18 protein-coding genes, 1 tRNA gene, 2 rRNA genes and 2 pseudogenes (1 of these 23 running past the window's edge) are annotated in these 21,834 nt (G+C 60.4%); 8 read left to right on the top strand and 15 right to left on the bottom strand.

What is annotated here, in order from left to right:
- Positions 1 to 420 (top strand): 23S ribosomal RNA (locus FX982_RS04105) (it extends 2,471 nt beyond the left edge of the window).
- A gap of 146 nt (positions 421 to 566) precedes the next feature.
- A 5S ribosomal RNA gene (gene rrf / locus FX982_RS04100) occupies positions 567 to 682 on the top strand.
- Between the two features lie 173 nt (positions 683 to 855).
- Here rrf and mksF read toward each other — a convergent pair.
- The 3 genes from mksF to mksB are packed head-to-tail and all read right to left on the bottom strand — an operon-like array spanning position 856 to position 5,661.
- On the bottom strand, positions 856 to 3,690 hold the full coding sequence (gene mksF / locus FX982_RS04095) for an Mks condensin complex protein MksF (protein ID WP_172609751.1): 2,835 nt from the start codon (positions 3,688 to 3,690) through the stop codon (positions 856 to 858).
- The gene (mksE, locus tag FX982_RS04090) at positions 3,687 to 4,394 is read right to left on the bottom strand and encodes an Mks condensin complex protein MksE (RefSeq protein WP_122536222.1); all 708 of its coding nucleotides are present in this window, start codon (positions 4,392 to 4,394) and stop codon (positions 3,687 to 3,689) included. Before mksE ends, mksF begins: the two co-directional genes overlap by 4 nt.
- Positions 4,384 to 5,661 carry an Mks condensin complex protein MksB gene (gene mksB / locus FX982_RS04085; RefSeq protein WP_172612973.1) on the bottom strand — a complete coding sequence of 426 codons (1,278 nt, stop codon included), beginning with the start codon at positions 5,659 to 5,661 and terminating at the stop codon, positions 4,384 to 4,386. Before mksB ends, mksE begins: the two co-directional genes overlap by 11 nt.
- Positions 5,662 to 5,805: 144 nt before the next feature.
- Between mksB and FX982_RS04080 the strand changes: the two genes are divergently transcribed.
- Together FX982_RS04080 and rimI are read left to right on the top strand one after the other, a co-directional pair.
- The gene (locus tag FX982_RS04080; protein ID WP_172609749.1) at positions 5,806 to 6,612 is read left to right on the top strand and encodes an energy transducer TonB; all 807 of its coding nucleotides are present in this window, start codon (positions 5,806 to 5,808) and stop codon (positions 6,610 to 6,612) included.
- Complete coding sequence (gene rimI / locus FX982_RS04075; RefSeq protein ID WP_172609747.1) at positions 6,605 to 7,057, top strand: ribosomal protein S18-alanine N-acetyltransferase; 453 nt, start codon at positions 6,605 to 6,607, stop codon at positions 7,055 to 7,057. Before FX982_RS04080 ends, rimI begins: the two co-directional genes overlap by 8 nt.
- Before the next feature lie 55 nt (positions 7,058 to 7,112).
- Here the strand turns inward: rimI and FX982_RS04070 are convergent, their stop codons facing one another.
- The gene (locus FX982_RS04070; protein WP_172609745.1) at positions 7,113 to 7,526 is read right to left on the bottom strand and encodes a serine kinase/phosphatase; all 414 of its coding nucleotides are present in this window, start codon (positions 7,524 to 7,526) and stop codon (positions 7,113 to 7,115) included.
- Between the two features lie 161 nt (positions 7,527 to 7,687).
- Between FX982_RS04070 and can the strand changes: the two genes are divergently transcribed.
- The gene (gene can, locus FX982_RS04065; protein ID WP_065991764.1) at positions 7,688 to 8,329 is read left to right on the top strand and encodes a carbonate dehydratase; all 642 of its coding nucleotides are present in this window, start codon (positions 7,688 to 7,690) and stop codon (positions 8,327 to 8,329) included.
- A gap of 116 nt (positions 8,330 to 8,445) precedes the next feature.
- Here can and FX982_RS04060 read toward each other — a convergent pair whose 3' ends face one another.
- The 8 genes and pseudogenes from FX982_RS04060 to FX982_RS04030 form a co-directional block, all read right to left on the bottom strand.
- Positions 8,446 to 9,612, bottom strand: coding sequence for a hypothetical protein (locus FX982_RS04060; protein ID WP_172609744.1), 1,167 nt, complete (start codon positions 9,610 to 9,612; stop codon positions 8,446 to 8,448).
- 118 nt (positions 9,613 to 9,730) lie between these two features.
- Positions 9,731 to 10,318: pseudogene (locus FX982_RS24710) on the bottom strand (methyl-accepting chemotaxis protein); the annotation flags it as partial.
- Positions 10,319 to 10,636: 318 nt separating this feature from the next.
- Positions 10,637 to 11,419: pseudogene (locus FX982_RS24705) on the bottom strand (MCP four helix bundle domain-containing protein); the annotation flags it as partial.
- 128 nt (positions 11,420 to 11,547) lie between these two features.
- Positions 11,548 to 12,198: an HD domain-containing protein gene (locus FX982_RS04050; protein ID WP_172609741.1), complete on the bottom strand. Its 651-nt coding sequence runs from the start codon at positions 12,196 to 12,198 to the stop codon at positions 11,548 to 11,550.
- Between the two features lie 141 nt (positions 12,199 to 12,339).
- Positions 12,340 to 13,227 carry a metal ABC transporter substrate-binding protein gene (locus FX982_RS04045; protein WP_172609740.1) on the bottom strand — a complete coding sequence of 296 codons (888 nt, stop codon included), beginning with the start codon at positions 13,225 to 13,227 and terminating at the stop codon, positions 12,340 to 12,342.
- A 27-nt stretch (positions 13,228 to 13,254) separates the two neighbouring features.
- Entirely contained in the window at positions 13,255 to 14,124 is an 870-nt protein-coding gene (locus FX982_RS04040; RefSeq protein WP_172609738.1) for a metal ABC transporter permease, read from the bottom strand.
- Positions 14,121 to 14,873, bottom strand: a complete 753-nt coding sequence (aztA, locus tag FX982_RS04035) for a zinc ABC transporter ATP-binding protein AztA (RefSeq protein WP_172609737.1) — start codon at positions 14,871 to 14,873, stop codon at positions 14,121 to 14,123. The genes FX982_RS04040 and aztA overlap by 4 nt, the downstream gene beginning before the upstream one ends.
- Positions 14,870 to 15,007: a hypothetical protein gene (locus tag FX982_RS04030; RefSeq protein WP_172609163.1), complete on the bottom strand. Its 138-nt coding sequence runs from the start codon at positions 15,005 to 15,007 to the stop codon at positions 14,870 to 14,872. Before FX982_RS04030 ends, aztA begins: the two co-directional genes overlap by 4 nt.
- A gap of 182 nt (positions 15,008 to 15,189) precedes the next feature.
- Here FX982_RS04030 and FX982_RS04025 point away from each other — a divergent pair, with 182 nt between their 5' ends.
- Complete coding sequence (locus tag FX982_RS04025; RefSeq protein ID WP_172609735.1) at positions 15,190 to 15,798, top strand: flavin reductase family protein; 609 nt, start codon at positions 15,190 to 15,192, stop codon at positions 15,796 to 15,798.
- 81 nt (positions 15,799 to 15,879) lie between these two features.
- Here the strand turns inward: FX982_RS04025 and FX982_RS04020 are convergent, their stop codons facing one another.
- Both FX982_RS04020 and FX982_RS04015 read right to left on the bottom strand, forming a co-directional pair.
- Positions 15,880 to 17,460 (bottom strand): aldehyde dehydrogenase (NADP(+)), encoded by a 1,581-nt coding sequence (locus FX982_RS04020; RefSeq protein ID WP_172609733.1) that lies wholly within the window; start codon positions 17,458 to 17,460, stop codon positions 15,880 to 15,882.
- Between the two features lie 130 nt (positions 17,461 to 17,590).
- Positions 17,591 to 18,295 carry a hypothetical protein gene (locus FX982_RS04015; RefSeq protein ID WP_172609731.1) on the bottom strand — a complete coding sequence of 235 codons (705 nt, stop codon included), beginning with the start codon at positions 18,293 to 18,295 and terminating at the stop codon, positions 17,591 to 17,593.
- Between the two features lie 189 nt (positions 18,296 to 18,484).
- Here FX982_RS04015 and FX982_RS04010 point away from each other — a divergent pair, with 189 nt between their 5' ends.
- Entirely contained in the window at positions 18,485 to 18,829 is a 345-nt protein-coding gene (locus FX982_RS04010; RefSeq protein ID WP_122536207.1) for a hypothetical protein, read from the top strand.
- A gap of 349 nt (positions 18,830 to 19,178) precedes the next feature.
- Here the strand turns inward: FX982_RS04010 and FX982_RS04005 are convergent.
- Positions 19,179 to 19,255: transfer RNA gene (locus tag FX982_RS04005), tRNA-Met, on the bottom strand.
- A 431-nt stretch (positions 19,256 to 19,686) separates the two neighbouring features.
- Here FX982_RS04005 and FX982_RS04000 point away from each other — a divergent pair.
- Entirely contained in the window at positions 19,687 to 21,744 is a 2,058-nt protein-coding gene (locus FX982_RS04000; protein WP_172609730.1) for a methyl-accepting chemotaxis protein, read from the top strand.
- Positions 21,745 to 21,834: the final 90 nt, after the last annotated feature.

Genomic DNA, 21,834 nt, shown 5'->3' with positions numbered 1-21,834 from the left:
GCGGTGTTTGGCACCTCGATGTCGGCTCATCACATCCTGGGGCTGAAGCCGGTCCCAAGGGTATGGCTGTTCGCCATTTAAAGTGGTACGCGAGCTGGGTTTAGAACGTCGTGAGACAGTTCGGTCCCTATCTGCCGTGGACGTTTGAGATTTGAGAGGGGCTGCTCCTAGTACGAGAGGACCGGAGTGGACGAACCTCTGGTGTTCCGGTTGTCACGCCAGTGGCATTGCCGGGTAGCTATGTTCGGAAAAGATAACCGCTGAAAGCATCTAAGCGGGAAACTTGCCTCAAGATGAGATCTCACTGGAACCTTGAGTTCCCTGAAGGGCCGTCGAAGACTACGACGTTGATAGGTTGGGTGTGTAAGCGCTGTGAGGCGTTGAGCTAACCAATACTAATTGCCCGTGAGGCTTGACCATATAACACCCAAGCAATCTGCAGAGAGACAGCAGATTGCGGTGTGTGAAGACGCATGAAGACGAAAGTTTGCGAACACACAAGCTGCACCTTGATCACATACCCGATTTGCTGAAGCGTTCGAGAGGACGAGTCAGTACCCGAATTTCTTGACGACCATAGAGCGTTGGAACCACCTGATCCCATCCCGAACTCAGCAGTGAAACGATGCATCGCCGATGGTAGTGTGGGGTTTCCCCATGTGAGAGTAGGTCATCGTCAAGATTAAATTCCGAAACCCCATCTGCGAAAGCAGATGGGGTTTTGTTTTTGCGCGCGGAAAAGTTCTTTGCCCAGTCAACAGCCACAGCCAACAGCCAACAGCCAACAGCCGCCCAATCAACGCCCAGAAAAAAGCCCCGCATCACTGCGAGGCTTTCTGCTTCCAAGCGACTTGCTTACTCGCTTAGCGTTTCAACTGCTTGGGTCGGGTCTACCGCATTAACCACATTACGACGTTGAATGTACTTCCAGTCTGCTTCGTCGATGTAGATCCCGGCAGGCCCACTGCCGCCCTCCAGGTCAATCGCCACATGCGCCGACACTTGAGGCTTAACGCTCGCCAGGATCGGTACAAAGCCCAGCTGCAGGCTGGTTTCAAGCAGCGCCGCTTGATTCCTTTCATCAATGTCAGCCGCCTCGTCGAGGTAGTAGGGCAGACGAATCCGACCGGCCTGCTCGCGGTCCATGAGGTGCAGCAAGAGGTACATGTTAGTCAGTGCCTTGATGGTCATGGTCGTGCCGTTGGACGCCGCGCCATCGATGTCGGTGTGGATCACCGGCTGGCTGTTTACCTTGGTGATCTCGAACGCAAGTTCGAACAAGTCTTTCAGACCGAGCTGGTTGTGGTTAGCCGCAACCAGGCGTGCCAGATACTCCTTAGCCTCTTCGTTCTTGTTGTCCTGCTCGGCGCTATGGCTCAGATCGAACACCGATAGGGTCTCGCCTTCTTCGTACTGGCCGGCGCTGTGGATGATCTGGTCGATATGCTTAAGCGCTTCTTTGTTCGGCGCGAGCACAATGCGGAAGCTCTCCAGGTTGGAAACCTGCCTGCGGTTGATCTCCCGGTTAAACAGCGCCAGTTGGTGTTCGAGGCTGTCGTAGTCACTGCGGATGTTGCGCAGCGTGCGAGCGATGTCGGTCACAGCAGCACGGCGTGCCTTGCCCAGGGTAAGGGCTTCATCAGTACGATGCGCATAGGCGTTGATCAGCAATTGCAGACGCCGCTCCATGTCGTCTTCGCTGTCGAACTTCGCGACGCCTTTTAGCCGAACCTGCGCGTAGAGCGCCTCAATCTGACCATCGCAGCGCAAGAGGCCCTGCCAACTGTCCTGATAATCATTGAGCAACGGCAGCAGGTTCTCCAGCGAATCATCGACCGGCTCCATGAACGGCGTGCCAAATGGCAGGTCGGTCGGGAGCAACTGACGACGACGCAGCGCGTCATCCAGCGTGCGTTGCTTGGACTCGAGATCGCCGATCTGACGACCGACCAGTTGCAGCTTGGCCGACAGTTGCTGAACGCGCTCAGTGAAAGCATCACTGGCGCGCTTGAGTTCGTCTTGCGCCGCTTCCATCTGGGCCAACTGTTCAAGCTTCTCACCCTCTTCGGCGCTCAATGTTTGCGCGCGGCGGAAGTCTTCGAGCGCCTTCTGCGCATCCAGCACCTGCTGGTACAAAGCTTCAGTCTGGGTTTTGCTCGCCGCACGGTCAGCCGCTACGGCTTGTTGCGTCTTGAGTTGCTTGAGCTCCTTCTCCAGGCGCTCTTTCTGATCGCGCAACGCAGCGCGATCGGCCAGCGCCTGCAGGGCAGGAGGCTCGATGTTCGACAGATTGACGGTCAGGCCGGGCACTTCGAAGCGCTCACCTTTGAACCCATCGAGAATCGCTTCGAGGGACTTAACCCATGCATCGCCATCATCCAGCGCGATGCCTTGCTCGCCTAACGGCAAGCTGAACAGTGCGCTGTTGAACAGCCGCATCAGACGCTCCACATCAGGCTGCGAAAACTCTTCGCGCAGGCGGGCATAGCTGTTGTTGTCCGCATGATCGAGCTGTTGCTTCACTGACTTCAGGCGTTTTTCGAGATCGCGCAGGCGCTCATCCAGATCCTCGGCGCTAAATTGACGCGACTGCGCGAGCGCTCCGGCCAGTTCATCGTGAGCGTCTTTTGCAGCCAGTAATTGCTGTTCCAGAACTCTCACATCGTCGACCAGCGCAAAGCGGTTCTTCAGCACTGCCAGTTCGCCAATCCATCGCTGGATGTTGCTGATTTCTCGCTCCAGTCGCATCAGCTCTTGAGTGCCGCCACGCTGATCGTTCTGTAGTGAATCCTGCTCGTTACGGTAGTGCTCGCTCTGAATGACCAGCTCTTCCTTGCGCGCATTGGAATAGTCCTGCCATGTGCCCAGCAACGAGTCGAGCAATGGCGACAGACGATGCAGCTTGCCGCGGAGGACGTCGCGCTGTCTGACGCCGTTGGCCAAGGCTTCGACCAGCGGGCCGGCGAGCACCAGTGCGTTGTAATCCTGCTCCATGCGTCGTACGTCGCGGAACGCTTCTTCGCACGCCGCTATGTAATCGACGCTGCCGGAGCGCAGGCTGTGCTCAAACGCGTCGAGAAACAGCTGCTTCAATTTGGCAGCGGTGATCTCGCGCATGTGCAGCAGGTTGATGAACAGCGCGCGGAAGGTCTTCAGGCTTTGCTCGCTGGTCGAACGCAGGGGAATCAACGTCAGGTCCAGTGGGATCGATGTGTGGCCACCGACCAGCAGTCGACGCAGTTCATCGGGCTTGAGTTCGTAGGCTTTCAAGCCCTGGCCCTCCAGATTGGCGAACAGCTCCTTCTGGCGCAGGCAGGTATCGTCTTTCTGGTAGTGGGCCAGATCCAGTTTGCCGGCATAGGCGAAGAACTGGTGACCGAATCCGCCTCCCGGACCACGACCAACCACGCCGATGACATGCGGGCCGTGGGGCAGGGAGACTTCGACGAGGATGTAGCTGGTATCAGAAGCGAAATAGAAGCGTCGCGATTGATCCAGGCTGTATTTGCCAAAGCTCATGTCCGACATGCGCGCCAGAATCGGGAACTGCAGAGCGTTGATCGACGCACTCTTGCCCAGGTTGTTCGCGCCGTAGACCGAGAGTGGATGCTCCAGCGGAAACAGCCCGAGGCTGTAACCCGCCGTATTCAGCAGCGCGAAACGGCGTATGCCGTAGCGTTCCTGGCTCATGCGTCATGCTCCTGTTCTTCAGCGATCGCCCGGGCTAGCGCTTGCTCTTCGGTTTCTGCGGATTCGTCGAATTCGGTGAGGTCCAGCGGGTCGTCAGTCTCTAGCAATCGCTCATCGCTGTCTTCGTCGATCAACACCGGGGCCGGCAACGGCAGGGCACTGTGCAGGCTGGCCGCCAAGTCTCGGTCTTGCTGTACGGACAGGCAGACGTCGAGGAAGCGATGCATGGGCGGCAGAAAGCGATAAATGCCTACTTCTTCGGCGGCGAACCCCAGCTGGGTCATGCGGCGCATGATTTTTTCTTCCAGCTCTTCCTGGGTCTGTACTTCAGCTTGCAGGAACAGATCGCGGTACTTTTCCAGTAGCGAGGGCAGTTCGTCGCGGCCCAGGCTGCCGCCATCAAGCACGGCGACCGGGTCGCGGCCCTGGTCCGCCAAATGCTCGACGAGGATAAATGTGAACAGGGCCAGACGTTGCGCCGTCTTGTTGACCTGCGCGGCCGCCAGATCAGGTACGAAGTAGTAGAAGCCACGGGTGTCGCAGACCAGTTCGAAGCCCAGGGCCTTGAACAGGCCGCGATACTGGTCCTGGAGATTGGACAGCTGCGCGTACAGTTCGGGGTCGCGACGGCTGACGTGATAACCCTTGAACAGCTCGCGGAAGATCGGCGCCAGTTGGGTCATTTCGGATAGATCAAGATGCATGGGCGGTGCCCTCGGAATTCTCTGGGGTGGCGTCTTTGCTCGAGAGCAGGGCGAAGGAGCGCAGGCTGACGCGGTGCTCCCGGGTCAGGTATTCGCGGCGCTCGAGGCGCTCGCGCTTGAAACGTTTGTCCCGCGACAGGCGCGAAAACCAGTAGAGCAATTCGTCAGTCGCGCCGGTGGGCTCCTGCTCCAGCAGCCAGACCATCAAATCCGGCATCGGCAGGGCGTCTTCGCAACGCTCGACCATTTCCCTGACCGTACGCGGCGCGCGCGGCGGCTCGCCCTTGCGGGTGACATTGGCCTTGGGGAACCGCGCGGGTTTTGGCTCGAAGCGCGCCAGCGCATACACGTACGCTTCAACCTGATTGGCGCTGCCGAGGAAGGTGCTTTGCGGGCGGGTGAACATTGGCATCGCTGCCTGCGGCACGGCGTCGAGACCTCGTCGACGAATCGCCGACAGCGCGAGTGCCGCACCACGAGTCACGGCATTATGGCGACGCGCCTCTTCACGCAGCGGGAGCAATAGCTCACGGGCATGACGCAAGGTCAGTTGCGCGCTGGTCTGCATTTCGAGGATGCGCGCGTGGGTGCGCAGGAGCATGTCGTCGTCGACCAGATGGCCGAGACGTTGCTGGTCCGTGAGCATGCGCAGCAGCACGTTCTCGACCTTGCGCACGCCCTGTTCGAAGGCGCCATCGGCGTTCACCAACTGGATCATCGGCTCGACGTATTCGTCCCAGGTTGCCAGCACTTCCGCGTAACGCTGACGCAGTGGAATCTGGCGGTCACTGGTCTTGGCGCGTTCGGCCACGGAGACCAGCGCCTGTTCGTCATTGGCGAGCTTCTTCAGGACGTCGCGTACGCGCATGTCGAGCAGGCGCAGTTGCCGCGCCAGGTCACTGGCGTCGCGGGCATCGAAGGCTTCCTGTATATAGCCGGCCAGCCGCTCAAGGTGGCGCAAATACGCTTCGATTTCCAGGCAAAGGCCCAGCCGATGCTCGCGCCGCAGGTACGAGAGGAAATCGTGGATCTGCGCGTTCAGCTCGAAGCGGTTCGGGCTTTTCGCCACCGGGACCAGAATGTCGAGCCGAATCCAGACATCCAGCAGAGTGGTGATGTCCTGGGGCGTACTCTCCAGTTGCTGGGCCGCCAGCTGCAAGCGGAGTTCGCTCAGGCTCAGAGTGCCTTGGTCGAAGTGCTCGCAGAGTGGCTCGAGAAGCGCCCAGTGTTCGGCAAGGGCGCGCAGGACGCGCTTAGGTTCGATCATCGGATGGTCGCTGACTGGCAAATAAAAGCGGCGATTGTACTGCATCGCCGGGCTCGTTTTTCACCCTCAGTCGATCAACAGCGGCGGGAAGCGGTGAAGGCCTGTAGAATCTCCCGCCTGACTTTATCCACAGGTAGCTGACCTTTGCTCAACGAGCCTCGTCGTCGCGCTTATCTGACCGCCATGCAGGTGGTCAGCTGGCTGCCGCGCACTGAACTGCCTTTCGCCGCGCCGTCGCGTCCCGAACTGCTTGCGCCCGTACCGCAGATCGAGGAAGCGCCTGCGCCGGTTATTCAGGCGGATGCGCCTCGCGCGCCTGAGCGCGATGCGCCCTCTGTCACTCCGACGCCTGTTGCTCGGACAGTCGAGCGGCCGAAGATCGATATACCTCGTCCATCGAGCGCGCCCAAGCCGAAGCCAGTGCAGGAAGAAGAGGTGGTACCGGCTGTGGTGAAAGCGCCGGTTGTGCCGCCGCCGCGGTTTGCCCTGCAACTCCTGCGCGCCGGAAGTTGCCTGCTGCTGGTCGAGTTGGTGACCGGTGAGCCATTTCAGAGCCGCGACCCGTCATATCTGTTGCTCAAGGACATGCTCCGCGCCGCCGGCCTGCCGGACAGCCCGCAGATCATCGGCGAGCCTGTGCGCTGGCCGCTCCTTGTGCGTGGACAAATGGACCAGGGGCCGGAAGCTGCGCGCGATTTCGTCCAGGGTTTTCTGTACGCCCGCGTCGAAGAACAGCCCTGCTCCTGTCTGTGGCTGATCGGGCTTCCGGCGCTGCGTTATGCGGCTGAGACGGACGCCGAATCTTACAATCTTGAACTTCAGGTCGACGGCCTGGGGTTAGCCTGGGCGCTGCCGGGTCTGGAGCTGTTGATGGACGAGCCGCAGCGCAAGGCCGACGTATGGCGCTCCATGCGTCAATTGATGGGCCGTTGGAAGACCGTAGATGAATGACGCAGTAACGTTTCGCCGCATGACCGAAGCTGACCTGGACGCTGTCCTGAAGATCGAATACGCCGCTTTCAGCCATCCCTGGACGCGGGGCATTTACATGGATGCGCTGAAATCATACGAGGTCTGGCTGATGTTCGAAGGCAGTCAGCAAGTGGGGCACGGGGTAATCAATGTAATCATTGATGAAGCGCACTTGCTCAACATCACCGTTAAGCCGGAGAGTCAGGGCCGTGGCCTGGGGTTGATGCTGCTGGAACAGCTAATGAAGCGCGCCTATGAGATGAATGGCCGGGAGTGTTTTCTTGAATTGCGCGACAGCAATCGGTCGGCCTATCGCTTGTACGAGCGCTACGGATTCAACGAAATAGGCCGGCGCCGGGACTACTACCCGGCAGTCGGCGGGCGTGAGGATGCCATTGTCATGGCGTGCACGCTGTTCGAATAATCCCGGGCCGCGGTGGGGCGAACCAGGTTCGCTCCCACAAAGCGCCAGCCGCTGATCAGACGCCAGGCTTGCCGTCCAGCGGATCAAGAATGGCCATTTCTTCTTCGTCCAGACCATCCCCACCGCCAATGTCATCTTCATCGACAATGCTCAGGTCCCGGTCAGCCGGTCCGCCTTCGCCAGCTTCACGAGGCGATCGTGCGCCGTCTTCCCGAATCAGTGTTTCAGGGCTCATGTCGTCGTCGGTTGGGTTGTGATCTTCGGTGGAAGCACCGGTCAGCCCGGCTTCACGTACGCGTTCATCCGGGATCAACGTGCCGAGTTCATCTTCAGGAATGACGTCGCCGATGCGCCCGCTCGGCTCATTGTTGTCGTTGAAGTTGAGCTCTTCCATCGATCCCATGCGGTCTTCGTTGTCATCGATGGGCTCGGGTTGAGTGGCATCGAATGGACGGCGTGAATCGTTCATGGCAAATCCTCAATAATGTCGGTCCTAATGGGTGGACCGGACGCCATGGCGGAAATTCCATCCGCTTCCTGATCGGTCGTCGCTGATCGGGCGATCTTCCCGCGTGACCCGAAGCGCCGAGCCCCAGTCATAGCTGAGCATCATTTCCGAGGCATCAACGCATGAACGAACTACAAGACTTGATCGACAACAACGAACGTTGGGCTGCCGCCATCAAGGAAGAAGACCCCGAGTTCTTTGCCAAGCTGGCGCGCCAGCAGACGCCGGAATTCCTCTGGATCGGTTGTTCGGACGCCCGTGTCCCCGCCAATGAAATCGTCGGCATGTTGCCGGGTGATCTGTTCGTGCACCGCAACGTGGCCAACGTGGTGCTGCACACCGACCTCAATTGCCTGTCGGTGATTCAGTACGCCGTCGATGTGCTCAAGGTCAAACACATCCTCGTCACCGGTCACTACGGGTGCGGCGGCGTGCGCGCTTCGATGCAGGATCGCCAGTTCGGCCTGATCGACGGCTGGCTGCGCACCATTCGCGATCTGTACTACGAAAACCGTGAGCTGCTGGCCAAGCTGCCAACGGAAGAAGAACAAGTCGACCGGCTGTGCGAGCTGAACGTGATTCAGCAGGTCGCCAACGTCGGCCATACCAGCATTGTGCAGAACGCCTGGCACCGCGGGCAGAAGTTGTCGGTTCACGGCTGCATCTACGGCATCAAGGACGGGCGCTGGAAGAGTCTGAACGCGACCATCAGCGGCCCGGAGCAATTGCCGCCGCAGTATCGGTTGCGTCCGCAAGGGGAGTGATCGGGTAGGGCAAGCGTCCATCCAATGGTAGGAGTGAGCTTGCTCGCGGTAGCGTTAGTCCAGGCTCATCTATGTGAGTTGAAGACAACGCGAGCAAGCTCACTCCTACAGGATCGTTAGAGCTGAGCTTTCTTCATTTCCGGCAGCGGCTTCTGCAACTGCTTGATCTGCCGCGACACCTCGCCCGTCCGGCATTTCGCTGCGGCCTGATCCGGCGTCAACTTGCGCACCGTGGTGAAGAACAACTTGCAGGTCTCAACCTTGTTGGTCACCTGCCAGTTCGTGGTGCACTGGCTCAACAGCGCGGTTGGATCGGTGGTCGGTTTCTGGCCCATGCCGGCTTGCCAGCATGCCGCGCTCAGGTCCTGGCCCATGACCTTCAAACCCGCTTCATCCGCCTTGGCTTCGTCCCCGCCGTAGTTGCTCTTGTCCGCCGCATTCCAGATATAACTCGGGTGATTAGAACCCAGCACCGCGACGCTTTGCCCGCTAGCCGGGCTGATGCTTGCCAGGCCCAACACTGGGACCGTGACGTTGTACTGCTGCTTGAGCCAGGCGCGCACTGGGGCACCGAACGCGACCATCGGCAGCGATGTGCCCGCCGTGCTTTGGGTGAGCTGCTTGACCATGTTCGTCTGGTAATCGGTGAAGTAGCTGTAGACGTTTTCAAGGTCCTTGCCGGCGTTGGACGGCGCTGCAATGGGCGCGATGTCGATGATGGTCTGATAGGCAGGCGTCTGCTCCTTGGGGATGCCGTTATCCGTGAGTAGCTCGGACCAGCGATCAGTAGTGGCCGAGAACAGATAGTCCTGAGCCTGAGTCAGCGAATAGTCCGGCGGAAAATGCAGCAGCTCGACGCTCTTGCGGTTTTCCAGCGCCATGCCCAGCGGCAAAAACAGATACCAGTTGTAGGCGAATTTGTTATCGGCGTTGAGTTTGTTCGCGCCGGCGTAGGCCAGGTCGCCTGCGTCGAGCAGCGCTGAAAGTGGTTTGTCGTAGCCGTCCGGCACGCCGGTGATGTCGGCGTAAATCACATCGTTGTCGTTGTGCACCGCGACCCTGGCCGCGGCGTAACCGTCACGCTGTACGCTTTGAGTGAGGTAGTGCTCGACGGTCTGTTCCAGCGTCCAGTTTCGGAAGCAGATGACATTGCAGTTGTTCGGGTAGGCAAACAGGCGTGTGACGCGTTCCTTGCTCCCCAGTTTGACGTTGACGTCGGCCTGGGCGGCGAGGCTCAGCGTCACTGCGGTCAGGGCGATGCTCAATGCAGCTGTTTTTTTCATGCTCATGTCCTTGTTGGCGTATACACCCCCTGCGTGGGTGGTGTTTCGATGATGAAACACTTGGACATGGCTGGGAATGGGCAACGATGGCTGCGGGCCATTTTTAATGGCACGCGCGTCAAAGCACGAACCGCTGAACCATCGTGTTCAGGTCAGTTGCCAGCATCGACAACGCATTGCTCGCCACCGTGGTTTGCTGAGCGCCCGACGCCGACTGCGTCGACAGGTCACGAATGCTGCTCAGGTTGCGATCGACTTCGTTAGCCACTTGCGCCTGTTGTTCGGCGGCGCTGGCGATCAGCGTGTTCCGGTCGCTAATGGTCGAGGTTGCGCTGATGATGACAGTCAGCGCGTAACCGGTTGCAGCGGCCTGCTCCAGGGTGAGATTGGCCTGAGCCGCAGTGACGCGTAAGGTTTGCGCGGTCTCTTGAGTGCTTTTCTGCACATCGTTGATCAGCGTCTCGATCTCGGTGGTCGACGCGCTGGTCCGTTGGGCAAGCGAGCGCACTTCATCGGCGACCACGGCGAACCCGCGGCCTGCTTCGCCCGCCCGTGCGGCTTCGATGGCGGCATTCAGTGCAAGCAGGTTGGTCTGGTTGGCAATCGCGCGGATGACTTCGAGAATCTTGCTGATGCTCAGCGTGCGCTCGGCAAGACCGTCGGCCTGGTGCGAGGAATCGAGAACGTTGTCGGTCAGCTCCTTGATCGAATCAATGGTGCCGGTCAGGCGCAAACGACCTTCAGCAGCGGCTTCGTTGGACGCCTTCGACTCGCTCGACGTGCTGCTGGCATTGTCGGCGACTTCTCCGGCAGCCTGACTCATCTGGTTCACGGCAACGGCCGCCTGCTCGATCTCATCGTTTTGCAGTTGCAGATTCTTGGCGCTGGCTTCAGCAATCGTGCCCATTTCGTGGACCGACTGACTCAACTGGCCCGCTGCGGCGTAAATCTGATCGATCGTGCCATGCAGATTCGCGCGCATCAGACCGAGGGTTTTCAGCAGCTGAGCCGTTTCGTCCTTGCCTTCCGGAATCGGCTGCGGGCTCAGATCGCCTTGAGCAATGGTGCTGGCGATATGCAGCGACTGCCGCAAAGGGCGAATGATGCTCAGGCTGAGTCGCCACGCGAGCAACAACGTCAGCACCAGCGCCACCACGATGGCGCTGACGGCGATGATTCGGGTTTGCTGGAACCGCGCGCCGGCCGCGTCGACGGTGCCCGCCGCACTTTGCTTGTTCAGCTCGCGCAGCAACTGCACCTGCATGTCCATCAGGTCACCCTGCAGGCTCAGCGTGGTGTTGAGCAGCATGCGCGCGTCGTCGAGTTTGCGTTGTTCGATCAGCGCGATTTCGTCGTGCAGCCCTGGCATGAAAGCGCCATAAGCATCTTGAAGAGCCTTGATGGAATCCCGCTCGGTGCTGTCGGTGGCGTGGGCAAGATAATCGGCGAAGCCTTTTTCGACCTCATTCTTCAGCTCCTCGACGTTGATTTTGCTGGTGACCACTGCGCCGGGATCGTCGGCATTGGCAATCAGCCTGGCGCTCTCGCCGCGCAACTTGATCAGGTCGATGGCGATTGCGTCTGCCATGGCAATGCTGGGCAGCGACCCACTCTCAACCGCTTCGCCCTGATCGCGGATACTCTGCATCTGCAGCAGGCAGAACACACCGAGCGCCACCAGCAGCAACGCGGTCACGCCGAAACACAGCACCAACCGCTGGGTAATCCTGAAGCGACGCAGGAAAGCGGGCCTGGAAGACGGACGGACTACACGACGCAATAACCTTTTCACTGCCACCCATCCCATCGACGAAAACACCGGAATGATGGTTATAGAGGTGTTCCGTGATGTCTTTATGACATTGCTGGAGATGTTTCGGAATTGTTGCGAACGCCGCCTTCACTGCGAGGGCTCCCTAATGAACGTCCAATACCCTACGCCCCAATCTCCTCCATAAATTCCGTCAAGAACCGCTCCGCACGGGCATGCCTGACCTGCGCCAGCTGACGCCCAGTGGCCGTTTGAAATCCCTGCGCCAAAGTGAAGATCTTGGTTTTGAAGTGATCAACGGCGAAGCGTTTGTCGTCCAGGTCTCGCTGTTGCGCCTGCGGGTCGGCCGGGTCGTAGAGGTGGCTGCCCATGCGCCCGGACACGTAGAACAGCCGCGCCACGCCGACCATGCCGAGGGCGTCGAGACGGTCGGCGTCCTGCAGGATCTTTGCTTCCAGCGAGGTGGGCGTGATGTCGGCCGAATAGCTGTGGGACTCGATGGCGTGGGCGACGGCCTGGGTGCGCTCTTCGTCCCAGCCCATCTCTGCGAGCAATTCCGTCGCTTTTGCGGCGGCCAGACGCGAGGCGCTTGAGCGAAAGGGCGAGTTCTTCTCCACCGAAACGCAGTCGTGGAGCAGGGTGGCGGCGAGCAGGATCTGGTGATCACCGCCCTCCTTGTCACGAATGGCGCAAACGTTGCTCCAGACCCGGTGCAGGTGGGAAACGTCGTGGGAGCCGTCGAGCCGCTCCGCCACGGTGTGGGGAATCAGCAGGTCGGCGAGGGGCTGAAAAGGCGCGAAGGAGAGGGCGGTCATGGATCATCCTGTCGATGTCGGCGAACGGAGCGCCAGCATACCGATTGACCCACTTCCGCGTTGCCGGTTCGCTCGGGCGGTTCGCGGATCTCTGCCACGCACGTTGCGCGGCAGAGATCAGTGAGCCGTCGAGACGCTACATCACTGGCCCTTCATTGCCGCCGTCAGCTTGTCCACGTTGTAGCGAAACATCGCCACGTAGGTCGCCGCCGGGCCGTCGGCCGGTGACAGCGATTCCACATACAGCTCGCCGCCCGGGTGCGCGCCGCTGGCCTTGGCGATCTGCTGCACCAGCCGCGGGTCGCCAGAGTTTTCGAAGAAGTAGGCGCTGACGTGCTCCTGCTTGATCTGATTGATCAGCTTGCCTACGTCAGCCGCCGATGCTTCGGTTTCAGTGGAAAAGCCCAGTGGCGAGAGAAAGGTCACGCCATAGGCATCGCCGAAATAGCCGAAGGCGTCGTGGGACGTCAGCACCTTGCGTTGTGCGACCGGGATGGCGCTGATCTGCGCGCGGGCGTAGGCGTCCATGTCCTGCAGTTGGGCGATGTATTTGTCACCATTGGCTTGGTAGTCGGCAGCATTTTCAGGGTCAGCTTTCTGCAGGGCCTTGATGATGTTTCTGACGTAAACGACGCCGTTTACCGCGCTGTTCCAGGCATGGGGGTCGGTGATCTTCTTGCCGTCTTCTTCCATGCTGCGGGTCATGATGCCGTCCGACAGCACAATCGGCTGGCCCTTGTAGCCGGAAGCGGTGATCAGCCGATCCAGCCAGCCCTCCAGATGCAAGCCGCTGACAAACACCACGTCGGCTTTCTTCAGCGCCTGGGCGTCGTTGGGGGTGGGCTCGTAGACGTGAGGATCGCCGTTGGGCCCGATCAGCGAGGTCACGTGCACGTGATCGCCGCCGACGTTGTGCACCATGTCGGCGATGACGGTAAACGATGCGACGGTCTCCAGGGTTTTTGCCTGGGCGAAGTTGGCCAGGCCCGACAACGCCAGCGCGGCGGTCAGAAGCGTGAAACGTTTCATGGTGGTTTCCTTGCGGTAAGAGGACGATCAGCCGGACAGATGAACCCTCGGGAACAGCCGGCGTAGAAAGCCGCTGCGTCCAAAGAACAGTGAGAACCCGTAAAAGGCGCTGGCGGTGAGCACGATGGCCGGGCCCGACGCAACGCTGGCGTGGTAGGAAACGATCAGGCCGATGAAGCCCGAAAGCGTGGCCACCGCGGTTGAAATCACGATCATGCCGGTCAGCGAGCGCGCCCAGAATCGCGCGACCGTGGCGGGCAGCATCATCATGCCGACAGCCATCAGCGTCCCCAGCGCCTGAAACCCCGCCACCAGATTGAGCACCACCAGCAGCAGAAACAGCACGTGATACAGCGACCCCCGGCCACCCACCGCGCGCAGGAAACCCGGATCGAAGCATTCGAGGATCAACGGGCGGTAGATCAGCGCGAGTAGAATCACGGTGAATGAAGCGATGCCGCCGACCATGAAAATCGCCTGATCGTCGATGGCCAGAATGGTACCGAACAGCACGTGAAGCAGGTCCACGTTGGAGCCGTGAAGGGAAACGATCAGCACGCCGGCAGCAAGGGACGTAAGGTAAAAACTGGCGAAGCTGGCGTCCTCACGCAGTGTTGTGTAACGGCTCACCAACCCCGATAACAATGCCACGGCGAGACCTGCGATCAGGCCGCCAAACCCCATCGCTGGCAGTGACAACCCGGCAAACAGGAAACCCACAGCTGCCCCCGGCAGTACCGCGTGGCTCATGGCGTCGCCCACCAGACTCATGCGCCGCAGCATCAGCAGCACGCCCACCGGGCCGGAGCCGATGCCCAGCGCCAGGCACGCCACCAAAGCACGGCGCATGAAACCGAAATCGACGAAGGGCTGGATCAACAGGCTATAGAGCGTCACAGCGTCCGCTCCGCATCGGCGTCGCAGGGCAGCGCGTCAGGGTTCCAGTGCTCTGCCATGTTCTTGGCGCGGCGCAGGTTGTCGTCGTTGAGGATGTCGGCGGTGTCGCCCCAGGCAATGATTTCCCGGGCCAGCAACAGTGTGCTCGGAAAATGCTGGCGCACCTGTTCGATGTCATGCAGCACAGCAATGACAGTGCGGCCCTGGCCGTGCCACGTGCTGATTAACTGCAACAAGTCCCGCGTGGTCCGTGCATCGATGGCCGTGAACGGCTCGTCGAGCAAAATCACCGAGGCGTCCTGCAATAACAGCCGGGCGAACAGGACGCGCTGAAACTGACCCGACGACAACGAGCTGATGCTGCGTTGCTCGAACCCCGCCAAACCCACGGCACTCAATGCTTCCTGGGCCTGTTGAGCGTGTTTGCGTGTGGCGCCCCGGAACGCGCCGATGCTGCGCCAGGCGCCCATCATTACGGTGTCGGCGACGCTGAGCGGAAAGCTGCGGTCGATTTCGGCGGCCTGGGGCAGATAACCGATGTGCCGCGTTGCCAACTGATTACGCTCGACGCGCCCGACCGCGGGTTTGAGCGTGCCGGCGATGGCTTTGATCAGCGTGGATTTGCCGGCGCCGTTGGGACCGACGATTGCCGTCAGGCTGCCTGCCGCGAATCGGCCGTTGGCGTGATGCACTGCGGGACGGCGCTCATAGGTCAGTGTCAGATCATGGAGGTCGATGGCGGCACTCATGGAATTGCCACCGCCCAGGCAACGCCGATCCACAGCAGGACCAGCACGGCGAGGGAAATCAACACGCGTTTGCCAGCCGATTGAGCCAGTGCGGACGTTGCCAGGGAGGAGGAAAGCCGGGAATCGCGTTTCACAGAAAGGACTGCCTGAAATACTTTGTTATAGTATTACATCACCTTTGGCTTGCTCTGCAAAGCGCGATTTGGGCGAAGTTCAGGGAGGCGACAGTTTCTTTCTGCCAGCGAAGCGCAGCGTTTCCCCGGCGCGATAAACCCTGTAGTTTTCGATCACTTTTTTCGCAGCCAGGATGATTTTCATGACCGCTTCTCATCGGCGTCCCGTACCCCTCGCCAAATGCTATCGCCTGCTCAACCACGGCCCGACTGTACTGATCAGCGCCGCTCACGAGGGTCAGCGCAACATCATGGCAGCGGCGTGGGCGATGCCGCTGGACTTCCAGCCGCCGAAAGTCACGGTGGTGCTGGATAAGTCCGTCTGGACGCGGCAGTTGCTTGAGGCCTCCGGCACGTTCGTCATCAACGTGCCGACCCTCAGCCAGATTGATATCGTCGAAACGGTCGGCTCGACTTCAGGGCTGGAGATCTCCCAGGAGCACGGCCTGGATAAATTCAAGGCGTATGGTCTGGAGACCTTCGCGGGTTCTCACGTTGAAGCGCCGTTGCTGGAAGGCTGCGCAGGCTGGCTGGAGTGCCGATTGATTCCCGAGCCGCACAACCAGAGTGCGCACGATCTGTTCATCGGCGAAGTGGTCGCGGCGTGGGCGGATGAACGCGTGTTCTCCGACGGGCACTGGCATTTCGAGGGGCATGACGCGCTGCGCACTCTCCACCATGTGGCGGGCGGGCATTTTCTGGTGATCGGCGATGGGGTGGACGGCAAGGTGCTGCAGCGATCCGCTGACTGACTGTGGCGCGTCTGCTATGGCCGCGCCCCTGATCAAAAAGGACGCGGTAAAGCAGGTTCAGCCGCCCGATGTGGATGCAGCTCAGTCCTTCGACAGTTCGCCGTTCACAAGACGCCAGGTCTTCAACGGATTGCTGGCTTTCAACGCAGTTGGCAGCAGCGAGTCCGGCACGTTCTGGTAACAAACAGGACGCAGGAAGCGATCAATAGCGGTCGCGCCCACCGAGGTGCTGCGACTGTCGGAAGTCGCCGGGAACGGTCCGCCATGGACCATCGAATAACTCACTTCGACACCGGTCGGGAAGTCGTTGAACAGAATCCGTCCCGCCTTGCGCTCCAGGATCGGCATCAGCGACTGGGCGGTTGCCTCGTCGCCGTCGTCAAACTGCAGCGTCACGGTCAGTTGACCATCGAAGCTGGCAGCGACCCTCTGCAGATCGGCGACGTCGGAGCAGACGATCAGCAGCGCGCTTGGGCCGAAGTTTTCATCCTCCAGCGCGGGGTTGGCGAGGAAGGTGGCCGAGTCGGTCCGGAAGAATGCAGGGCGGGCCTGGAATGAACCTTCGGCCTCCTGACCCTCTGCTACCAGCGTCACGCCGGATGCGCTGTGCAGGTTATTCAGACCGTTGCAGTAAGCGCCGTGGATGTTCGGCGTCAGCATGGTGGTCGGTAGCTTCTCGGACAGCGCCTTGGCCGAAGCCGACACGAATGTTTCCAGCGCGTCGCTTTCCAGCGCCAGCAGAATGCCGGGGTTGGTGCAGAACTGCCCCGCACCCATGACCAGCGATTCAACAAAACCCTTGGCGATCGTTTCGGCGCGGGCCAGTAAAGCAGCGGGAAGCAGGAACACCGGGTTGATGCTGCTCATCTCGGCATACACGGGAATCGGGACCGGACGCGCTTGTGCCGCCGCCACCAGCGCCAGACCGCCACGGCGAGAGCCAGTGAAGCCCACGGCCTGAGTCAGGGGGTGACTGACCAGCGCCTGGCCGACGGAAATGTCCTTGTCGATCAGTAGCGAGAACACGCCTTCAGGCATGCCAGTGTCGCGCGCTGCTTTTTGAATCACACGGCCCACCAGTTCGCTGGTGCCCAGGTGAGCCGGGTGCGCCTTTACGATAACCGGGCAACCGGCCGCCAGCGCGGAAGCGGTATCGCCGCCGGCCACGGAGAAGGCGAGGGGGAAGTTGCTGGCGCCAAACACCGCCACCGGGCCGAGGCCGATGCGCCGCAGACGCAGGTCGGCACGTGGAAGTGGCAGGCGCTCCGGCATTGCAGTATCGACCACGGCGCCGTGCCAGCGCCCATCCCGCAGCAGGCTGGCAAATAGTTTCAGCTGATTGACCGTGCGCATCCGCTCGCCTTCAAGGCGGGGCTTGGGCAGGCCGCTTTCGATGTGAACGCGTTCGGTGAGCACATCGCCCAGGTCCAGAAGGCCTTGGGCGATGGCTTCGAGGAAGCTGGCGCGTTGGTCGTCACTCAGTTGCCGGTAGCTATCGAATGACCCTTCGGCCAGTTCGCACGCAGCGTTGACATCATCCAGCGTGCTGGCGCCAAACGACGGCGTCAGGGGGTCACCCGTGGCGGCGGCGAGGGCGAACACCTCTCCGGCCTGACCCCGCACAGCGCGTTGTCCGATGATCGTTTCACCAAGAATCTGCATTGCTCAACACCTCTCGAGGGGCGGCGACCGTCAGTTGGCACCGCTGTGGCCAGCCCTTGAGGTTACATCATGGCGCTACGATCGCCACCCATCCAGGTGTTGAGCTTACGGCCAGGCTTATTGCTGCCGCTTATTGCTGAGCGGCGCTGAACCCTTCGAACGCTGTCTGCTGTTGGATCGCGCTGACAATGTTCTTGCGCGTGGCCGGCTGCTGGTTGCCGTCCTTGTCCACGAACACTTCGCTCTGCAGCTCGGCTTCATCGCCTTCACCGATGAACGAGAAACCGAGGAATTCAAAGGCTTCGCGGTCAGCGTTGGCTTTCGAGCGCGGCGTGCGCAGAGGCAGGGTGACGCTGGCGCCGTCCTTACTGATGACGAACACCTCGGCTTCCTTCTTCGGTCGTGCCGCTTTGCTCTTGCCGCCGCTCGGGTTGCTGACCGCTTGATGCGTCTGGTTCAGCACCTTCAACGCCAGGCTGTAGACGAGTTCCTGGAAACTCGGGTCGTCCTTGTAGCTCGAGAGAATCCGGCTGATCGGAAATTTCGCGCTCAGGTCTTCGAGGGCGGCCATGTCGGCGGCTTCGGCGTCCTTGAGCTGTTTAAGCTGACCCATCAGTTCGTAGGCCTGGTCATCATCGAATCGGTCATGGGCGGCGCGTATAGCCAACCGCAAATCGCGAATCTGGTCGCTTTCCTTGGCGCTCTGGAAGGCGTCGAGCACCATCTCGCTGATGCTTTTGGCCTGTGGCACATGTTGTGAAAGGTTGATGGCTTCTTCGTAGGCTTGCTTCGACGACACGGCGTTTGCCACCGGATCGGTATGGGAATCAGACATTGAACATCCACTGCTTCGTTAACTGGGGTTGAGGCGCGAAAAGCTCGGGGCGTTTCGAGGGGCGTAATCTATTGGACGAGGGCGCTGTTGTCACGGATTGCTGCTCGCGCCCGGGCCGCAGGGCAACATCCAGGCATCCCGCCCCATGCGCGCTACGCTATGAGTTCATCGACCCACAGGCGTTAGGCCATGCGAAAAATCTGGGCGCGCTACATCGATTTGCTGGAAAACGACCTCAGCACGCAAATCTTCGACAACATCAAAAACCTGCTGGTGTGCGCGCTGTTGTTCGCGGCGGGCACCAGTGCGTTGAGGGCTGATTACCACCAGTTCATCGGCGTGCTGGTGTCTGGCGCTACCGGATGGGGGCTGATTGGCGTGTCCGCCGTGCTGATGTTCCTGAACGTCAGCGACGGCATTCGCCGCCTCGGCAAGTTGCGCTATCACGTGGCGATTCAGATTCTGGTGTCGCTGGTGTACTTGCTGATCGCTGCCCGATTGGTGGAAGTAGTCTGGGCGTTTCGGGCTGCTTGAGACGGGTTTCTGCGAATGAATCGGGGGCGAGGCGGTATTGCATGTCGCCTGGAAGGCCGACATCCGGACCTGAAACAGCCCGGCGCTTGCCGGGCTAGTCTTAAACGCAGGTCCCGCCTTTGTGGTGTGACCCCGTTCCGCCAGATGGGTGCGTGCCTTTCGGACACGCCGATGCGAAGAGAGAAACGATTGAAAGCAGAGCGACCAGTCCAGCGATAGCTATCTTCTTCATATTGCCTCCGTGCACTGCGAGATGCAGTACAGGGCTATCGGCGATTTGGGATCCCGCTTTAGCCATGGACGGCCAGAAACAACAAAGCCCGCACAAGGCGGGCTTTGTTGAGGTACTTGGTGGCTACACAGGGACTTGAACCCCGGACCCCAGCATTATGAATGCTATGCTCTAACCAACTGAGCTATGTAGCCAAGTGGCGCGCATTATTCGCTCAGATCGGATATGTGTCAAGCGTCTCTTCTAAAAAATTTATCCACGTGATCAATCGGTTAGCCTCCCGGCTCTTCAGCCTTTGTTCATCCCTGCACGGCAGTGACAGTTTACTCCCCACGCTGAGTGCTTTTGCCCCACTTTCGCGCATGCACCCTGCACTGTCCTCGATCGGGTGCCCGGTTTGATGGCTTCGTGCTATCGGTCCGGTTTTTGCTTATGCCTGCCGCATCGCTGCCGCTATAGATGAAAGCGGCGGCAGATCTCGATAAGCCCAAACCCGTTCTTTGCATCGAGGATGGGCGGTTATCGTTTTCTAAACATAGACATGGCATTTTGCCGGTAAGAATGTAAGGCAGCGCTGTGATCATCATGGATCAAGCAGCGGTCTGTCGGTGAGGAGTAGTCGGCTATGCAGAGTCTTTTGTCGCCAGGCATCCGCCTGCTCGGACGTCTCGGGTTCGCGCGCAAGTTTCAGGTGCTCTTCTTTTTGTTCATCTTGCCGCTCGCGGGCAGCCTGTGGATGATCGGCCAGGATTACCGCAGCAAGCTTGCGGTGATTTCCCAGGAACAAGCTGGCGTGCGCCAACTGATGGCGCTCGATGCGTTGGATGTGCAGCTCACGGCCCAGCGCAACCGCGCCGCGCGCTGGAAGGCCGTCGACATTCTTCGGGATCCGACACCGGCCGCGAAGGCCGCCATGAACGCGCTGGATGCTGCCAACCCTGAGTTGACTCGAACCCTGGCGTCCCTTGGCGATGAGCTAAAGGCGCAGAACGCCAGTGGCGACATCATGACTCGGTATCAGGCGCTGCAAGCCTCAGTCAAAGGGATGGATTCAGATTCCCTGCGTACAGTCGGCTGGTGGCCGGATGGTTATGATCGCTTCACGTCCGCGCTCACGGCGCTGCAGAGTCTTCGTGAACAGATCGCGATGGACAGCGGATTGATCCTCGATCCCTGGCTTGAAACCTACTTGCTGATGCAAATCGCCACGCAGCAGGCGCCGGACCTTGTCGAGCGGGTAGGGCGCATGGCAAGTATCGGCCAGTCGTCGATCGCGTCCGGTCAGTTCTCATTGCAGAGCCGTCTTCAGATGCGCGACCTGCGCAGTCGCATCGGCGACGCCCGCGATCAGTTGGTCAAAGCAGTAGGCTCGCTAAAAGCCAAGGCTTACCCGGGCATCGAGGTCTGGACGCGTCAGTATGAAGACAGTCTTCAGCGCCTTGATACCGAGCTGAAAGTGCTCGACGACGGTGTGTTCGGCGGCAGCATCAAGCTCGACCCGGCCGCTTTCGAACGCAGCGTCGATAACGTCAGCGACGGACTGGCGGCCCTGCGCAAGCAGTCACTGTCGTCACTCACCAGCCGACTCGATTATTACCATGAACAGGCCACTCAGCAGTTTGTGCCGGTGGCCGCGATTTTCAGCATTCTCGCGCTCGCGGCGCTGTATCTCTTCATGTGCCTCCAGGCGTCGATTCAGCGCAGCGCCAAGGGCATTACGACCTTGGCCGAGTCCCTGCGCGACGGCAATTTGTGCGTTGAGGTCGCCGTTGAAGGGCGTGACGAACTGGCAGCCATCAGCACCGCACTCAACGTTGCGGTAGTGCAACTGCGCACCAGTCTGTTGGGCGTCAATCACGAAACCCAGCAGCTGGGCTCTGCGGTGCTGACCCTCAACGCGCAATCCGGCAGCACGCTCAACGAAGTCGAAGATCAACAGCAGCAGATCAGCCAGATTGCGGCGGCGGCCACCGAGCTGGCCGCGACGTCCATGGGCGTTGCCCGCAGCTGTGAAGCAGCGTCCGGCAGCGCCCAGGCCACCCGACGCATCGCCGAGGACAGCAGTCGCGACAGCCAACGCACCACGGCGAGCATTCAGCAACTGAACCAGAAACTGACCGACACCGCTAACGCGTTGAGCAAGGTCAGCGAGCAGGGGCAGCAGATTCAGTCCGTGGTCGACACCATTCGCGGCATTGCCGAACAGACCAATTTGCTGGCGCTTAACGCTGCGATAGAAGCAGCGCGTGCCGGCGAGCAAGGGCGCGGTTTCGCCGTGGTGGCCGACGAAGTGCGCAGCTTGTCGCAGCGGACCCAGGCCTCAACCGCACAAATTGCCGGGACCGTGGACAGTTTGCGCTCAACGGTCAGCCAGGCCGTCAGCCTGATGGAGGCGGCGTGTGGTCAGGCGGTGAGTGACGCGCAGTCGGTGACCGGGCTGGGTGAGCGGCTGGAAGAGATTGCCAGCGCCGTGCAGGTCGTCACTGACACGCTGGCGCAGATCGCCACGGCGGTTGAAGAGCAGGCCGCGACGGCGGATGAGGTGAGTGGCAACATCCAGCAGGTGGATCAGGCTGCGGGCCGTTTGCTGGAAGGCGCGCGTGCGGTCAATCAGGCTGCAGACACCCTGACCAAAGGCAGCCGGGCTTTGAGCGACAACACCGCGAGATTCCAGCTGGGGTAAGCCGCGCATACAAGGCATGAGTGCGAATGACGTTCACGTCCTCATACGCGCGCGTGCGGCGTGGGTTGAAAGACGAAAGCATGGCGACGT

It is taken from the genome of Pseudomonas graminis, from assembly GCF_013201545.1.
In the GTDB taxonomy this organism is placed as follows: Bacteria; Pseudomonadota; Gammaproteobacteria; order Pseudomonadales; family Pseudomonadaceae; genus Aquipseudomonas.
This window is presented reverse-complemented; position numbering and strand designations above follow the sequence as displayed.

Bases quoted from the DNA above. Each gene is read 5' to 3' on its own strand.
- mksF (WP_172609751.1), bottom strand. From the start codon at position 3,690: ATGAGCCAGGAACGCTACGGCATACGCCGTTTCGCGCTGCTGAATACG.
- mksE (WP_122536222.1), bottom strand. From the start codon at position 4,394: ATGCATCTTGATCTATCCGAAATGACCCAACTGGCGCCGATCTTCCGC.
- mksB (WP_172612973.1), bottom strand. From the start codon at position 5,661: ATGATCGAACCTAAGCGCGTCCTGCGCGCCCTTGCCGAACACTGGGCG.
- rimI (WP_172609747.1), top strand. From the start codon at position 6,605: ATGAATGACGCAGTAACGTTTCGCCGCATGACCGAAGCTGACCTGGAC.
- FX982_RS04070 (WP_172609745.1), bottom strand. From the start codon at position 7,526: ATGAACGATTCACGCCGTCCATTCGATGCCACTCAACCCGAGCCCATC.
- can (WP_065991764.1), top strand. From the start codon at position 7,688: ATGAACGAACTACAAGACTTGATCGACAACAACGAACGTTGGGCTGCC.
- FX982_RS04060 (WP_172609744.1), bottom strand. From the start codon at position 9,612: ATGAAAAAAACAGCTGCATTGAGCATCGCCCTGACCGCAGTGACGCTG.
- FX982_RS04050 (WP_172609741.1), bottom strand. From the start codon at position 12,198: ATGACCGCCCTCTCCTTCGCGCCTTTTCAGCCCCTCGCCGACCTGCTG.
- FX982_RS04045 (WP_172609740.1), bottom strand. From the start codon at position 13,227: ATGAAACGTTTCACGCTTCTGACCGCCGCGCTGGCGTTGTCGGGCCTG.
- aztA (WP_172609737.1), bottom strand. From the start codon at position 14,873: ATGAGTGCCGCCATCGACCTCCATGATCTGACACTGACCTATGAGCGC.
- FX982_RS04025 (WP_172609735.1), top strand. From the start codon at position 15,190: ATGACCGCTTCTCATCGGCGTCCCGTACCCCTCGCCAAATGCTATCGC.
- FX982_RS04020 (WP_172609733.1), bottom strand. From the start codon at position 17,460: ATGCAGATTCTTGGTGAAACGATCATCGGACAACGCGCTGTGCGGGGT.
- FX982_RS04015 (WP_172609731.1), bottom strand. From the start codon at position 18,295: ATGTCTGATTCCCATACCGATCCGGTGGCAAACGCCGTGTCGTCGAAG.
- FX982_RS04010 (WP_122536207.1), top strand. From the start codon at position 18,485: ATGCGAAAAATCTGGGCGCGCTACATCGATTTGCTGGAAAACGACCTC.
- FX982_RS04000 (WP_172609730.1), top strand. From the start codon at position 19,687: ATGCAGAGTCTTTTGTCGCCAGGCATCCGCCTGCTCGGACGTCTCGGG.